We start from the raw sequence: 13,789 nt of genomic DNA, 5'->3' as shown, positions 1-13,789 counted from the left end.
CACACGGCCTCGCCAGACGCTGGACTGGCGAACCCCACTGGAAGTCTACGCCGAGGTGCTAAAGAAATCCGTCGGCGGACCGAGCACCCTTCAATAGCGTTGCGCTTGGAACTTGAGACCGCCCTGTTTGATCGGCTCGAATACAGCGTGCCTGATAAAGGCCCAGAAACCGTGGTATGGGACTTTCAAGGCTGGTATGGCGGAGATATCAACCGCGTTTACCTAAAGTCAGAAGGCGAAAATGTCCAGGGCGACGGTGAAGATGCTGAATTTGAGTCTCTGGAACTACTCTATAGTCGTCTAGTGGCTGATTTTTGGGAGTTACAGGGGGGGGTCGGTTATCAAGGCGGTGTTTTCTCCGATGATCACGCCGAACGCACTTATGGCGTCATCAGCCTATTGGGGCTCGCCCCCTATCGCTTCGAGACCGATCTCGACTTGAGGATAAGCGATGAAGGCGATATCTCCGCCAGCCTGGAAAGCGAGTACGATCTGCGCCTGACGCAGCGGCTCTACCTACAGCCGCGTACCGAAATTGCCGTTGCTGCTAGCGAAGTCGAGGAGTTTGGGGTGGGCCAAGGGCTTAACTCCGTTCGTGCTGGCCTACGGCTAGGCTACGAAGTGACCCGACGCTTCGCCCCCTACGTCGGTGCCTATTGGGAGAAAGAGTACGGCGACACTGCAGATCTCTCCCGAGCCAGTGGCGACAACACGGAAGACACTGGAGTGGTGGCCGGTGTTAGAATGATGTTCTAACAACTCTGGTAATGGGTAACTTTTAACGTCACCAATTGGTGGCGTTTTTTTTATTGTTTTTATTTTTAAATTCAGCTTTGTTTCAAAAACCACAGATAATATAAACAAATCATCAACCACTGGAGTAATTATCATGAAAGTTAAATCAATTCTCTTTGGAGCGCTTGTAGCCAGCATTCTTTCAACACCTGTATTGGCTAACTTCGGCAATACAACCCAGGATCTGCCGCTACTTGAAAGAGGCGTCTCTTCTACACAGATTCTTGCTCAGGGGCAATCCAAACGTTTCAATATTAACATTGAAGAAGCGACTACCCTACAAGTGACGAGTGAGCACTTTCCAGGCGCAACCAGCACTGGTAACCGTATCTCTGCTGTGCTTTATAATGCAGCTGGACAGCAGATTGCAGAAGCATCCAGCCCACGTGGCCATTTTGAAATGGTCCGCCAACTGCAGCCAGGCAATTATCAGCTTGAAGTAAAAGGCAATGCACTGGGAGGTACTAAAGAAAATGACAATAACCGCTATGAGTTACATGTTGACTATTAATATATAGTCAATAATTTAAAATATAGGGTCAGCCTTCATGCTGGCCCTTTTGTTTAACATATATGTCTATCGTTGCATAAACCTATTCGTAACCGTAACTAAAATTTTAAAATAAAGGAGTAGGCTATACTTGCCTGTGTGTGGCACAAAGGTTCTATGCTGTTAATTAACACCATGTTTTTAGCGAAGGAGGCACAATGCCAAGGTCAGCACCCACTACCTCTGCACGGGTTTACCGGATGAAAACCGCCGAGCATATGTGCCCGTTCGGTTTGAAAACGGTTGATCTACTCAAGCGTAAAGGCTTTGAGGTTGACGATCACACGTTAACCTCCCGTGATGAGATAGACGCGTTCAAGGCGCAAGAAAACGTCGACACCACGCCCCAAGTGTACATCGGTGATAGCCGCATTGGAGGCTATGAAGAATTACGCAAACATTTGGGTATGAGCGTTTCCAATTCAAATGAAACGACTTATCGACCTGTACTGGCGATTTTTGCCGTCGCGCTGCTAATAGGTCTATCGATTAGTTGGGCCGACCAGGGTTCGTTTCTCACAGCGCGTATGCCTGAATATGCGGTGGCTACCGCCATGGTGCTACTTGGCCTGCAGAAACTGCAGGATGTCGAAAGTTTCAGCAGTATGTTTTTGAACTACGATTTGCTGGCTCAGCGCTATGTGCCCTACAGCTACGTTTACCCTTACGCCGAAACACTAGCTGGCCTGCTCATGCTGGCCGGGGCATTAACCTGGTTCTCCGCGCCGCTTGCCCTATTTGTTGGTACGGTAGGTGCCGCCTCTGTGTTTAAAGCCGTCTATATCGACAAGCGGGAGCTGAAGTGCGCCTGCGTAGGTGGAAACAGTAATGTGCCGCTGGGCTTTGTATCGTTAACTGAAAATCTGGTAATGATCGCCATGGGTCTGTGGATGCCATTACGCATGTTGGTAGGTTAAGCCTACCTCGCTTACGCCAAAGCATGATCTGGGTCAGATAATTAACTGGACTATATTCAGGTTGTATTCAGCTAATTCAACCAGACTTGCGTAGCACTTATCAGACGCTTGCCTAAGGCGCAGAATCTGCACGCCTTGGTCTTTATTTCTAGGAGTGTTTGTATGGCTGACTAGGATAGAACGCCACAGTACGAAGAAGGAAGTCTCTCACTCATCGGTGCCGTAGCGCTTGGCACTGGGGTAATGATCGGCGCAGGCATCTTTGCGTTAACCGGACAGATGGCAGAAATGACCGGCTCTCTATTCCCCCTGGCTTTTTTAGCTGCCGCAATCATTGTCTCTTTCAGCGCTTATTCTTACGTCAAAATGTCGAATACCTACCCATCTGCCGGGGGGATTGGCATGTATTTGCAAAAAGCGTATGGCTCAACCCTTCCCACCGCCTTTCATGCGCTATTGATGTATTTTTCCATGGTGATCGCGCAAAGCTTTTTAGCGAGAACTTTCGGTTCTTACACGCTGGAGTTATTTGACCTGGGCGATCGCTCGCTATTTGTGCCACTACTCGGGGTTGGCTTATTGCTAGCGGCTTTTTTGATCAATTTATCCGCCAATAAATTGATCGAGACAGTCGCTTCGGTGCTGGGTTTCATCAAAATTGGCGGCATCATCGTGTTTGGTATTGTTGGTGTCTTTATAGCCGATTCTATCGGCATGGGAACTGGCGGAGATGCGCCATCTCCAACCCTCTCGGGCTTTTTGGGCGCTACGGCGTTAGGTATTTTGGCTTTCAAGGGTTTTACGACCATTACCAATAGTGGCTCGGAGCTGAAAAACCCAAAGCGCAACCTGGGCAAGGCCATCATGATCTCTATCGCGCTATGCGTAGTCATCTATGCACTTGTAGGCTTTGCGGTGGCCAGCAATCTTTCCTTGTCTGAGATTATCGAAACTCAAGACTATTCGCTGGCGGCAGCGGCCCGGCCTGCGCTTGGTGAAGCCGCCGTTGGCTTTACCGTTGTTTTAGCCATGCTAGCCACAGCAGGTGGGATCATCGCCAGTGTGTTTGCGGTATCACGCATGCTCGCTATGCTGACTGAAATGAAATTGGTTCCACACCGCCACTTCCATATGCCAGGTAGCCTGCAAAAGCACACGTTGGTGTACACCATTGTGTTCGGCTTAGTCTTGACTGCATTTTTTGACCTTAGCCGAATTGCGGCGCTCGGCATTATTTTTTACTTGATCATGGATATGGCTATCCATTGGGGAGTGTTGCGTCACCTCAGGGAAAGCGTGGGCGCTAACGCGATTATTCCTAGCATTGCCATCTTGCTAGATGTCCTCGTACTGGGTGGCTTTGTTTGGGTAAAAGCCACTTCCGATCCACTGGTACTTGTCGTTGCTGCCGGAGTGATGGCCGTGCTGCTCATCGGCGAGTGGCTATTTCTTGCCAAGAGCAACAGCTCAGCCGATAGCGACCACACGCATTCCCACTAATCGCAACTGCAAAAAGTAAGGAACGAAGAAATGGAGATTAAAACGTTTGGCGAGTTAATCGATTGGACACGTCAGTTACATGCCCATCTTGCCCAGTGCTTGGCCCACTGCGCTAATCAGCACGAGGAAGAACGCGCAAAAATGCTGCTTAACTATCTGTCTCTTCATGAGGAAGAAATGCAGCGGGTAATCGCTGGCTTTGAAGACAACGCAAGCGACAGCGTATTACATACCTATGTGTACGACTACCTCTCTCATCAACCTATTCGCAGCCACCGAACCTGCGATGCGCCTTACGCCACGCTAGGGGCTGATGCTATCTGCAAAGAAGTACTAGATTTCCATGAGCAAGCCATCAGTTTATATCGCAGCCTGATCGGCAAAGCTGAAATTCGTGGAACCAAAGAATTACTTGAAACGCTTTTAGCATTAGAGGAACACGAGGCTATGCGCTTATCAAGGCAAACTGGAAGAATGCACGATATATAATGTTGTTGCGAATTTAGAAAATAATAACCGACTTGCAGAAAATGCAATGTGAAACAATCAAACTAACACTGCCCCTACGCTATGTAGGGGTATCTTAGCTGAGGTGCCTGCTACCCTAAAATCGGGCCATGATGCTTGAAACGTGTGAAAGTATACGATTAGCCAATTTTTTCAGAGAAGTTGTATTTTAACTCAAAAAGTGTTATTTCGTTTTAATTTAAAATAGTAAGCTTTAAATAGTAGATCATCACAATGTGTCCCTTGGGAAAATATTTGCTTTTTATGCTGGGTTGCCAAAAGCAAGCTGGCAGATTTAATAGTCTTGAAATGCCTAGTTTTTTTGGTTTTGAGAAGAATTTTGACGCCAAAAATTAGCACTGAAATTATTGAGGCCACGGCTATAGGAGTCAGTAGTAACCTTGAAGCTTAGAGGTATGTCACAGCCATTTCCACCGTCCCTAAAAAAATCTCTTAATGAGTGGAGGCTTAGCAGTTTTAGGTGTTCCCATTCACGTCTCAGCTTCTCTTGTCGTTCTTGAGCCAGTTTAGCAGCACTCGGTTTGCGTTTAGGTAATGGCATGCTGTAGTCAGGGGTAAGATCGGGAGTATATTGGAAAGTAATCATGCCATATGTCCAATCCTCTTCCGTATTTTTGCGCCACTGATACCTTAGTTTTACTTCTAAGCTGCCACTGAAATTGAAAAGGGGGGTAATATAATCATCGATCAAAAATAGTTGCTTCTCCCTCTCTTCTGTTTTCATTCGCTCCTGCATATCCTGAACTGCATGTGTCAGATCATCAGCTGCTCGCCGCATTTGGTACTCTGTTTCTTCGCGTTTTTTAGAAGACTTCGCCCTGCTATGCGAATCAATTGCCTTTTGGAAATCTCTCAGTTTGTTTGAAATATATATGCCGCAGCCTTCTAATCCAAGTTGATAAATCCCGCCTGTTTGTGAGTTCCTAATGCATTCCATGACTATCGAGTTTAGTTCATCTGAATCAATTTTTTTTAAAGCCTCTTGCTCTACACGAGAGATGTATAACTCACCCATATTTTACGTTCACTCAGTTGAGGTATGTATCAGTTGGTTGGTATCGCAGGTACGCTTTGCTCGCTTAATACATGGCTAGATCTCCACGTGTGATACCGACCTTGCTGAAGGCATTTAAGACTGCAGCTTCGCAGGGAACATGCTCATGTCTGGTTTTAGGGTGCTTGAACGTATCAGCAACCCCTGGGCAGTGCCCTGCCAACTTCTGTACGACCCCTTGGACATGCCGCACGTTGGAGAGTACCTGGCGTAACCAGTGTTCAAAGCTCCCCTGGTGGTTCAGAGTGAAGACTAAGCCTTTGTAGGAGGGTGGTTTTGACGCCTCCTCATCACCGCTAGCTCTGGGTTTTGGAGGACGGCGTTGAAGCTCCATGAGATAGAGCGTTTGATCTAACACATGCACCCTAATGACGAGCATCCCCCGAGGAACCTTGGTCTGAGTATCAATGTAGACCCAGTTGGCCACGGACGTTTCTACCTCATCGTCTTTACCGAAGGGTTCGAGACTAATCAATCGAGGATCAGGAGACGTACTGAAGCCATCTTCAAAGGTAAACCAGCTAACGCTATGAATCGCCGTGGGATAGGCGGATTTTAAATAGAGAAGCGCATTCCACATATCACGTAGAAAGCCCTGCGACTCCAGTGTAATGGGGGCGTGAATAGATGCTTGTCCCACTCCCTTCCCTGACCCATAGGGCTCTCCGGTGGAGAAAATCGTTTCGTCGCCAGGAACGGGGACGCCTCGTGTATCAGGCACGTTTTTTCGGGTATATCGTTTATCCAAGACGGCGCGAGGCTTACCTAAAATAACGAATTCGTCCTCAGTCAGGTCTAGCCAAGAAGAGCCATGGTCGGGCTCTTCGTCATCCGTCAGGTCAATGACATCGGGGATGTCTTGAAGCTGATGATAGGGAAATTGAGTGGGAGCATCATCGCCATCGGTAGCTGGTACTGTCGTTGACTTCTCTCTTTCGCGATGGATCGTGGCACCGTCGGGCTGCGTACACCCTAATATCTGCAAGCCTAGAAATGTGTTGCCACCATCAATCGGAACGCCATAAACAGAAAGCTCTCCGCTTCCCTGGAACCAAGGCGTGACCTCAAAAAGTATCTTATCTTGGGGAAAGCGGGCTTCAATCTGCGAATAAATTCTTCTGGCAGCCTGTTCAGCATAGGGATCGTACAGCATATGCGCGAGCAAAATGGCATCGTGTTTATGAACACGATACGTAAATTTGACAGGCCATGTACCTGGGGTTGCAGGCGCATTAAGCGGTCGATAAAGACGTTCTTTGACATCCTTCCAAGGATAAGTGGCGAGCACCCGCTTGATTTCAGAGGATCGGCCGTAAACGCGAGTAAAAAATTCTGTGCAAGGGATGAGCAAGTGTTTGCCATCTGGAAGGTCAAATTCGATCAGGTAAGATCTTTGCTTTCTGTCCAGTGGCAAATAGTTTGCATCATGAAAGGAGGTATAGAGGCTGCGCCCTGCTTTGAGTAAGTCATCTAGAGAGACTATCCGCCAGCCGCCTGGAGAGAATGAAACGGGGAATGTTCTCTCATCAAACGCGATGCGAGAGTTGCTTACCCCCTTTTCCCAGACGGAACCGATCCTCAAAAGCCCTACATGTGTTAAGACCGTCGTTCGCTCAATCACATCCCCTAAATTGTTATTCTTATCAATGGGTCGGAAAAATACATAAATTTTAGGGACGCTTTCTGAGCGGGTATTTTTTACGATAGGCCCATACCACCAAACGACCAAGCGCTCAGCTTCGTCTTTGAGAGTGCCATCTGAAAAGCTAAAGGTTCTGCATTGTTTGAGTGAAACCGTCACAAGGGCGCGCTCTATGTAAACTCAACATAGAGATTGTCGCAGTAATTATTGTTTAGTCGCAATAATTGTTGAAAATGACAACGGGGTTTGCCCCATTTACACAGTTCAAGGGTTTTGTATGTTTTTGATTTGCGGAGAAGCACTGTTCGATTTTTTTGTCGACGACACTGAATCGAGTCACTCGGGCCTTTCATTTAACGCGATTGCAGGCGGCTCGCCGTTCAATGTGGCGCTTGGGCTTGCGCGCATGGCGCGAAACGCGGGCCTTCTGACCGGCCTTGCCAACGATTTCCTGGGCGATCGTCTTTATTCGGTTTTGGAAAAGGAAGGCGTCACGACCGACTATCTGGTGCGGCTCGATGCGCCAACGACGCTCGCCATGGTCGCCCCTGGATCCGACGGCGCGCCCCAATACGCGTTTTATGGTGAAAAGGCGGCCGACAGGAGTCTCGAGGACGTGCATTTGCCGGCACTGGCCGAGACGGTCTCCGGCATCCATCTGGGGTCTTACTCGCTGGTGGTCGAGCCGACAGCGGGCACCTTGATGACGCTTCTGGAGCGCGAATCGAAGGGGCGTCTGGTCTCACTCGATCCCAATATTCGCTTGAGCATCGAGCCGGATGTTCGCCGGTGGCAGGATCGGGTCGAGGCCTTTGCTGCCTGGGCGCATCTGATCAAGGTCAGCGATGAAGACATCGCGCTGCTTTACCCCGAACGAACGCTTGAAGACGTTGCCCGGTCGTTTCTGTCCGAGCGCTGCCGGCTAGTCGTTGTCACGCGTGGCGGTGAGGGCGCGCTTGCATTCACCCATGATCACGAGCCGATCGACATCAAGGGCGAGCCGGTCGAGCTGGTCGATGCCGTGGGTGCGGGGGATACCTTCCAAGCCGCGCTTTTGTGTTGGCTCGACGAGCAGGGCATGGCATCGCCGGAAGGGCTTGCGGCGCTTAAGGCCTCTCACATTGAATCGATGCTGCATTTCTGCCACAAGGCAGCGGCGGTGACCTGCTCGCGGCGAGGGCCTGATCTGCCGAGCCGACAGGACATCGACGGCTGAACCGATCTGATTTTACTGGATTGATCGGCCCGGCTGTATCCAAGCCCCGTGACTGGTGTCATGCGCGGGGCGCTTGTCCATCAAGAGTTTGCGTGGATGGACGTTTTATAGTGGATACCGCGCGTTTTCCCTGTTTGAGAGGCTTTTATGCACATTGGAATACTGCAGTGCGACGACATGGCCCCGGCCATCGCCAAGGGCCATGGCAATTATCCTGAGATGTATCGACGCCTTCTGCACAAGGCCGACCCGTCGCTGACGTTCGAGGTCTGGCGGGTGCATGAAGGAGAGTTGCCCGAACAGCTTGACGAGGCAGATGCCTGGCTCATCTCCGGCAGCAAGGCCAGCGCCTATGACCCATTGAGCTGGATTCGACAGCTCGAAGCTTTCATTCAGCGTCTCTGGCAGCATCGCTGCCCGCTGGTGGGCGTTTGCTTTGGTCACCAGATCATCGCGCAGGCCCTTGGGGGCCGGGTCGAAAAAAGTGAGAAAGGTTGGGGGATTGGCATGTCGTTCAACGCCGTCACCTTACAGCTGCCGTGGATGAACCCATGGCAAGACGGCATGGATCTGGTGGTCAGCCATCAGGATCAGGTCGTCGAGCTGCCCGACAGCGCCGAGGTGCTGGCCGAAAGCGCCTTTTGCCCCTATTACATGCTGGAGTATGACGACTGCTTCTTGAGCGTTCAGGGTCACCCTGAATTTACCCGGGCCTGCAGCAGTGAGCTGATCGATGCCAAGGTTCAACTGCTCGATGAGCATGTGCGCCGAGCCGGCCATGCAAGCTTGAGCGCCGAGGCCGACGATACTGTCATGGCGCACTGGATCGTCGGCTTCATGCGTTACGCGCTGCGCTGACGTCGCTTAATCGTCACTGGAGGCCTTGATCAGTGTCGAGCGATCAAGGGCTTCGCTGTCCTGCGTCTTGAACCCGTTTGATGTCTTTTCGATCAGATAAACCGGCATATCGAGCTGGTTGGCAGCGGCGAGCCCTTCCTTTGGGCCCAGGCACAAAAGGGCCGTGGCCCAGGCATCGGTCAGCGCCGGGCGCTGGCCGAACACCGACGCCGACACCAGATGGTGCTGTACGGGGCGGCCCGTGCGGGCATCGATCACGTGGCCATAGGTCTGGCCGTTGTCATCGAAGTAGCGGCGGTAGGTGCCTGATGTATTGAGTGAAACCCCTGCCTTGTCCTGAACCTCGAATACGCGCTGAGCCGACAGCTGATCGGGCTTCGGCACTTCCACCCCGACCCGCCAGGGCTCGCCACTGGGCTTGCGGCCCTTGGCGTAGAGATCCCCGCCCATTTCCACCAGATAGTTCTGCACGCCGTGGGCCTCGAGTTCGCGTGCGAGCTGCTCGATGGTGTATCCCTCGCCCATGGAGGAGACATCGAGCGTGACGTTCGGTGTGCGTTTTCGAATCGCCCCACGTTCTGCATCGACCTCGATCTTGTCCAGCCCGATGTGGGTGCGCGCGGCCTGAATCGCGGCGTTATCCGGGACGTGGAAGTTCTCGTCGTGAAAGCCCCACAGACGAAAGAGCGGGCCAACGGTCGGGTCGTAACAGCCGCCCGAGAGCCGGTTGACCTGGCGTGCAATTCCGAGAAGTTCGATGACCGAGGGCGGGGCCTGGTGCCAGTCGGTATCACGGCGGGCGTTGAACTCGGCAAGCCAGGAGTCGTCGCGGTACGTCGAGAGCGCCTTGTCGATGCGCTTGAGTGTGTGCGTGATGGCCTTGCCAATGGCCTCGTCCGAGGCGTCGGTGTCTGACTCGATCCACCACTTGAGGTGGTAGCTGGTGCCCTGTGCCTGGCCATCGGCCACATGAAGCGGTGCCGGGCGGTCGCAGCCACTGAGCAGAAGGGCGCTGAGTGTGATCGAGGCAAAAAGGGCGGGGTGTGACAGCTTGGGCATTGAGGGCATCCAGCGTTGTTTCGATGGGCTGCATTGTGGCGAAGTCGTTCGGGTCTGTCATGTTGCGCGGCGGGTTGGCTACGCTTGAGTCACACCTTACTTCAGGGAGCACGCCCAGATGCCACTCGACTCTCGTTTTCGCCAATGGCTCGAAGACGCCGCCGCGCGCCCGTGGCCGGATTTTAAGAACGCAGGCGTCGAGGTCATTCGCGCCTTCTTCGATGAGGGTAATGCGGCCATTACTCGGCCGCCCTCCGAGTATCCGGTCAAGCAGGTCACTGATGACGTTATCGACGTTGAAGATGGGCGCATCGGCCTTCGCTGGTACACCCCGACCGTTCATGGCTCGAGTGCGGCAAGACCCGGTGTGCTGTTTTTTCACGGCGGCGGCTTCACCATCGGCAGCGTCGACAATTACGACACGCTGTGCCGGGCACTGTGCCGGGCCTCGAAGTGCGTCATTATTTCGGTGGACTATCGGTTGGCGCCCGAGCACCGCTTTCCCACCGCGGCAGATGATTGCCTGGCCGCATTGGCTCACGTGCGTTCTGTCGCGCACACTCATGGCGTCGATCGCGCGCGCCTGGCCGTTGCCGGCGACAGTGCAGGCGGCCAGCTGGCGGCCGTCACGGCACTGAGTGATCGGGGAGCCGACGCGCCACCGCTCAGGGCGCAGTGCCTGATCTACCCTCAGACCGACTTTTCACCCGAGGGAGCCCCGTCGCTTTCGACGTTTGCGGAAGGATACGGCTTGACCCGAGGGGCGCGGGATTGGTTTGTGGCGCAGTACTTGAGCCATCCAGCCGAAGCGCTCGACCCGAGAGCCGGCCTTTTGGGACGTGACGACCTTGAGGGGGTTCCGCCGGCGCTTGTGATCACGGCGGAGTTCGATCCGCTTCGAGACGAAGGCGAGCGCTACGCACAAAAACTTGCCGAGGCGGGTACGCAGGTGGTGGCTAGCCGCTACTACGGAGTGATTCATGGGTTCATGCGCCGTGTGGGTCAGCACCCGCTGTCCGATCAGCTGATTCAGCAGTGCGGTGGGTGGCTTAGAGAGGCTTTGACCGGTAAGCGCTGAGTGTGTAACGGTCCCGACAAAGGTCTAACGGTCTGACTACTTGATTCGGCGTAGCCTATTGAAAAGCCGCCCCTTGGGCGGCTTTTCAGGTTTGGTGGGCATCATTTACGCTTTACCCCGACCGACATCAGCCACCGCACGCCCCGTCATGGTGTGGGTGGTCAGCGCAGGATGCAGAGGACCACACAATGATAACGTTTCTGATCGCGATCGCTTTGTTGATTGGCGGCTACTTCACGTATGGGTTGTTCGTCGAGCGCGTCTTTGCCGTCAAGCGCCAGCGCCGCACGCCCGCTCACGCACTTCGAGACGACATCGATTATCTGCCGATGAAAACGCCGCGTAACGCGTTGATTCAGCTTTTGAATATCGCAGGTGTCGGTCCGATTTTCGGCCCGATCCTGGGCGCGCTCTATGGGCCGGTGGCGTTTTTATGGATCGTCATTGGCTGCATTTTCGCAGGGGCGGTGCACGACTATCTGACCGGCATGATTTCGATTCGAAACCACGGCGCGCATCTGCCGCAACTGGCGGGCAAGTTTCTGGGCAAGTCGATGAAACACATCGTCAACGGCTTTGCCATTTTGCTGCTGCTTCTGGTGGGAACGGTCTTTGTGACCTCACCGGCAGCGCTTCTGGCCAACATGTCTTCGTTCAACATAACGCTGATCATTCTGGCGATCTTTGCCTATTATCTGGTGGCCACGCTTTTACCGATCGACAAGGTGATCGGGCGCATCTACCCCTATTTTGGCGCACTGCTTTTGTTCAGCGCGCTGGGCATTGGCATTGCGCTGATCGTTACCGGAGCACCGATTCCGGAGCTCTCGCTTACCAACATGCACCCTGAAGGCGCCCCGATTTTCCCGCTGCTGTTTTTGACCATCTCCTGTGGGGCGCTGTCAGGTTTTCACGCGACACAGACACCGATCATCTCGCGCACGACCGAGAACGAGGACAACGGGCGCCGAATCTTTTACGGCATGATGATTGCAGAAGGCATTATCGCGATGATCTGGGCGGCGGCGGCCATGAGCCTGTTCAACGGAAGCCAGGGCCTTAATGAGGTGCTGGCAAGTGGTGGCCCGGCGGCAGTCGTCAGTGCGGTTTCGACCCAGATGCTTGGTGCCATTGGCGGCACGCTTGCCGTTCTTGGTGTGATTGTGCTCCCGATTACTTCAGGCGATACCGCCTTTCGAAGTGCGCGCATGATCATCGCCGACTATCTGAAAATCGGTCAGAAGCAGTTTTCAAGCCGGCTCTGGATTGCCATCCCCTTGTTCGTGGCCTCCTATGGGCTGACGCACATCGACTTCACGCTGCTGTGGCGCTACTTCTCCTGGGCCAACCAGACCACGGCAGTCATCGCGCTGTGGGTTGGCACCATGTATCTGGTGCTCGCAAAAAAACCGCACTGGATTACCTCGATTCCGGCAGTGTTCATGACCATGGCCACCTTTACCTATCTGGCGTACGCACCGATCGGGTTCGGGCTTCCCCTGAACGTAAGCTACGTGGTGGCAGCACTTGGGACGTTGATCGCGATCGCTTTGTTCATGAAGCGCGTGCGCCGATTGAGCCGAGCGACCTTCGCGGTCGACGAGCCCGAGGTGCCGGACGGCGCCTTCGGCATGATCAAGCGCGCGATATCGCCCCAGTCCTGAGGTTGCTCACGCTTTGCCCACGAAAACGGCGCCCTGAAAGGCGCCGTTGTTGTGTCGACTCGAGGACGGCGTGAACCGCTTACTCGGCCTTGGCGTCGGGGAAATACTTGGTGTAGAGGGTGTTGTAAGTGCCGTTGTCCTTGAGTTCGGCGAGCGCCTTGTTGAAGGTCTCGGCAAGTTCACGGTCGCGTTTGCGAAAGGCGATGCCAAAGCCTTCACCGAAGTATTTCTTGGGCTCGGTCAGCATCTCGCCGACGGTCTTGAACTGGCCGCTCTTGCTGTCGACCAGGGCGGCCTTGCCGGTGGGGTAGTCAAGAAAGGCGATGTCGAGTCGGCCGGCTTCCATATCGATGGCGACATCATCTGCCGTGGCGTAGCGCTTGATGCTTGCGTTGCTGCCGTAGTGGTCGGTCACGTAGTTGTCCTGAACCGTACCCCGCTGTACACCGATGCTCTTGCCTTTGAGGCTTTCCTCATTGGGTGAGCTGATTGTCGAATCCTTGGGCGTAAACCAGGCCGATGGCGGTGTCATGTACGGGTCAGAAAACAGGATCTGCTTCTTGCGGTCATCGTTGATGGTCATCGAGGACATGATGGCGTCGAACTTGCGGGCCTGAAGCCCCGGGATGATGCCGTCCCAGCCCTGGATGACCCATTTGCAGTCGAGCTCGGCCTGCTTGCACAGCGCGTTGCCGAGATCGATGTCGAACCCGGTCAGGGTGCCATCGGGGGTGCGGTATTCCATCGGAACGTAGGGAATATCCACGCCGATGCGCACTGTGTCGTAATCCCGTGCCTGAGCGTGGCCAGTCGCCAATACGGCGCCCATCAACGATAAAGTGATGATCTTTTTCATCGATACGTCCTTTTGATACGTGCCTTTGATTGTTATGCGGCCGTGAATGGGCCGGTGTCGTGAAGCGCGTGG

At 53.5% G+C, this 13,789-nt stretch carries 13 protein-coding genes; 9 read left to right on the top strand and 4 right to left on the bottom strand.

From position 1 onward, the window contains the following. The first annotated feature begins 105 nt into the window (after window positions 1-105). From NAT23_RS12540 to NAT23_RS12520, 5 genes are all read left to right on the top strand, one after another. Window positions 106-756, top strand: coding sequence for a copper resistance protein B (locus tag NAT23_RS12540; protein WP_251928865.1), 651 nt, complete (start codon window positions 106-108; stop codon window positions 754-756). Between the two features lie 133 nt (window positions 757-889). Further along, a complete protein-coding gene (locus NAT23_RS12535) occupies window positions 890-1,306 on the top strand; it encodes a hypothetical protein (protein WP_251928863.1) in 417 nt (138 codons plus the stop codon). A gap of 239 nt (window positions 1,307-1,545) precedes the next feature. Continuing rightward, window positions 1,546-2,262 carry a MauE/DoxX family redox-associated membrane protein gene (locus NAT23_RS12530; RefSeq protein WP_433962202.1) on the top strand — a complete coding sequence of 239 codons (717 nt, stop codon included), beginning with the start codon at window positions 1,546-1,548 and terminating at the stop codon, window positions 2,260-2,262. 213 nt (window positions 2,263-2,475) lie between these two features. Then, window positions 2,476-3,762, top strand: coding sequence for an APC family permease (locus tag NAT23_RS12525; protein ID WP_350028337.1), 1,287 nt, complete (start codon window positions 2,476-2,478; stop codon window positions 3,760-3,762). Window positions 3,763-3,792: 30 nt separating this feature from the next. Beyond that, on the top strand, window positions 3,793-4,251 hold the full coding sequence (locus NAT23_RS12520) for an ATPase (RefSeq protein WP_251928857.1): 459 nt from the start codon (window positions 3,793-3,795) through the stop codon (window positions 4,249-4,251). A 331-nt stretch (window positions 4,252-4,582) separates the two neighbouring features. On the opposite strand, the gene NAT23_RS12515 is transcribed toward NAT23_RS12520, so the two are convergent. Together NAT23_RS12515 and NAT23_RS12510 are read right to left on the bottom strand one after the other, a co-directional pair. Continuing rightward, entirely contained in the window at window positions 4,583-5,305 is a 723-nt protein-coding gene (locus NAT23_RS12515) for a hypothetical protein (protein WP_251928854.1), read from the bottom strand. 64 nt (window positions 5,306-5,369) lie between these two features. Then, window positions 5,370-7,145: a hypothetical protein gene (locus NAT23_RS12510; protein WP_251928852.1), complete on the bottom strand. Its 1,776-nt coding sequence runs from the start codon at window positions 7,143-7,145 to the stop codon at window positions 5,370-5,372. Window positions 7,146-7,263: 118 nt separating this feature from the next. On the opposite strand from NAT23_RS12510, the gene NAT23_RS12505 reads away from it, so the two are divergent. Together NAT23_RS12505 and NAT23_RS12500 are read left to right on the top strand one after the other, a co-directional pair. Continuing rightward, window positions 7,264-8,202, top strand: a complete 939-nt coding sequence (locus NAT23_RS12505; RefSeq protein ID WP_251928850.1) for a carbohydrate kinase family protein — start codon at window positions 7,264-7,266, stop codon at window positions 8,200-8,202. A 147-nt stretch (window positions 8,203-8,349) separates the two neighbouring features. Beyond that, window positions 8,350-9,060, top strand: a complete 711-nt coding sequence (locus tag NAT23_RS12500; protein WP_251928848.1) for a glutamine amidotransferase-related protein — start codon at window positions 8,350-8,352, stop codon at window positions 9,058-9,060. A 6-nt stretch (window positions 9,061-9,066) separates the two neighbouring features. On the opposite strand, the gene NAT23_RS12495 is transcribed toward NAT23_RS12500, so the two are convergent. Next, a complete protein-coding gene (locus NAT23_RS12495; protein ID WP_251928846.1) occupies window positions 9,067-10,119 on the bottom strand; it encodes an FAD:protein FMN transferase in 1,053 nt (350 codons plus the stop codon). Window positions 10,120-10,237: 118 nt separating this feature from the next. On the opposite strand from NAT23_RS12495, the gene NAT23_RS12490 reads away from it, so the two are divergent. After that, window positions 10,238-11,197, top strand: a complete 960-nt coding sequence (locus NAT23_RS12490) for an alpha/beta hydrolase (protein WP_251928844.1) — start codon at window positions 10,238-10,240, stop codon at window positions 11,195-11,197. 188 nt (window positions 11,198-11,385) lie between these two features. Beyond that, window positions 11,386-12,861, top strand: a complete 1,476-nt coding sequence (locus NAT23_RS12485; RefSeq protein ID WP_251928842.1) for a carbon starvation CstA family protein — start codon at window positions 11,386-11,388, stop codon at window positions 12,859-12,861. A gap of 79 nt (window positions 12,862-12,940) precedes the next feature. On the opposite strand, the gene NAT23_RS12480 is transcribed toward NAT23_RS12485, so the two are convergent. Next, entirely contained in the window at window positions 12,941-13,717 is a 777-nt protein-coding gene (locus NAT23_RS12480) for a transporter substrate-binding domain-containing protein (protein ID WP_251928840.1), read from the bottom strand. Between the last annotated feature and the right edge of the window lie 72 nt (window positions 13,718-13,789).

This window comes from Larsenimonas salina, assembly GCF_023736155.1.
GTDB classification, from domain to species: Bacteria; Pseudomonadota; Gammaproteobacteria; order Pseudomonadales; family Halomonadaceae; genus Larsenimonas; species Larsenimonas salina.
This window is presented reverse-complemented; position numbering and strand designations above follow the sequence as displayed.

Excerpts from the sequence above, each read along its gene's own strand:
- NAT23_RS12535 (WP_251928863.1), top strand. The coding sequence starts at position 890 with ATGAAAGTTAAATCAATTCTCTTTGGAGCGCTTGTAGCCAGCATTCTT.
- NAT23_RS12530 (WP_433962202.1), top strand. The coding sequence starts at position 1,546 with ATGAAAACCGCCGAGCATATGTGCCCGTTCGGTTTGAAAACGGTTGAT.
- NAT23_RS12520 (WP_251928857.1), top strand. The coding sequence starts at position 3,793 with ATGGAGATTAAAACGTTTGGCGAGTTAATCGATTGGACACGTCAGTTA.
- NAT23_RS12515 (WP_251928854.1), bottom strand. The coding sequence starts at position 5,305 with ATGGGTGAGTTATACATCTCTCGTGTAGAGCAAGAGGCTTTAAAAAAA.
- NAT23_RS12505 (WP_251928850.1), top strand. The coding sequence starts at position 7,264 with ATGTTTTTGATTTGCGGAGAAGCACTGTTCGATTTTTTTGTCGACGAC.
- NAT23_RS12500 (WP_251928848.1), top strand. The coding sequence starts at position 8,350 with ATGCACATTGGAATACTGCAGTGCGACGACATGGCCCCGGCCATCGCC.
- NAT23_RS12495 (WP_251928846.1), bottom strand. The coding sequence starts at position 10,119 with ATGCCCAAGCTGTCACACCCCGCCCTTTTTGCCTCGATCACACTCAGC.
- NAT23_RS12490 (WP_251928844.1), top strand. The coding sequence starts at position 10,238 with ATGCCACTCGACTCTCGTTTTCGCCAATGGCTCGAAGACGCCGCCGCG.
- NAT23_RS12485 (WP_251928842.1), top strand. The coding sequence starts at position 11,386 with ATGATAACGTTTCTGATCGCGATCGCTTTGTTGATTGGCGGCTACTTC.
- NAT23_RS12480 (WP_251928840.1), bottom strand. The coding sequence starts at position 13,717 with ATGAAAAAGATCATCACTTTATCGTTGATGGGCGCCGTATTGGCGACT.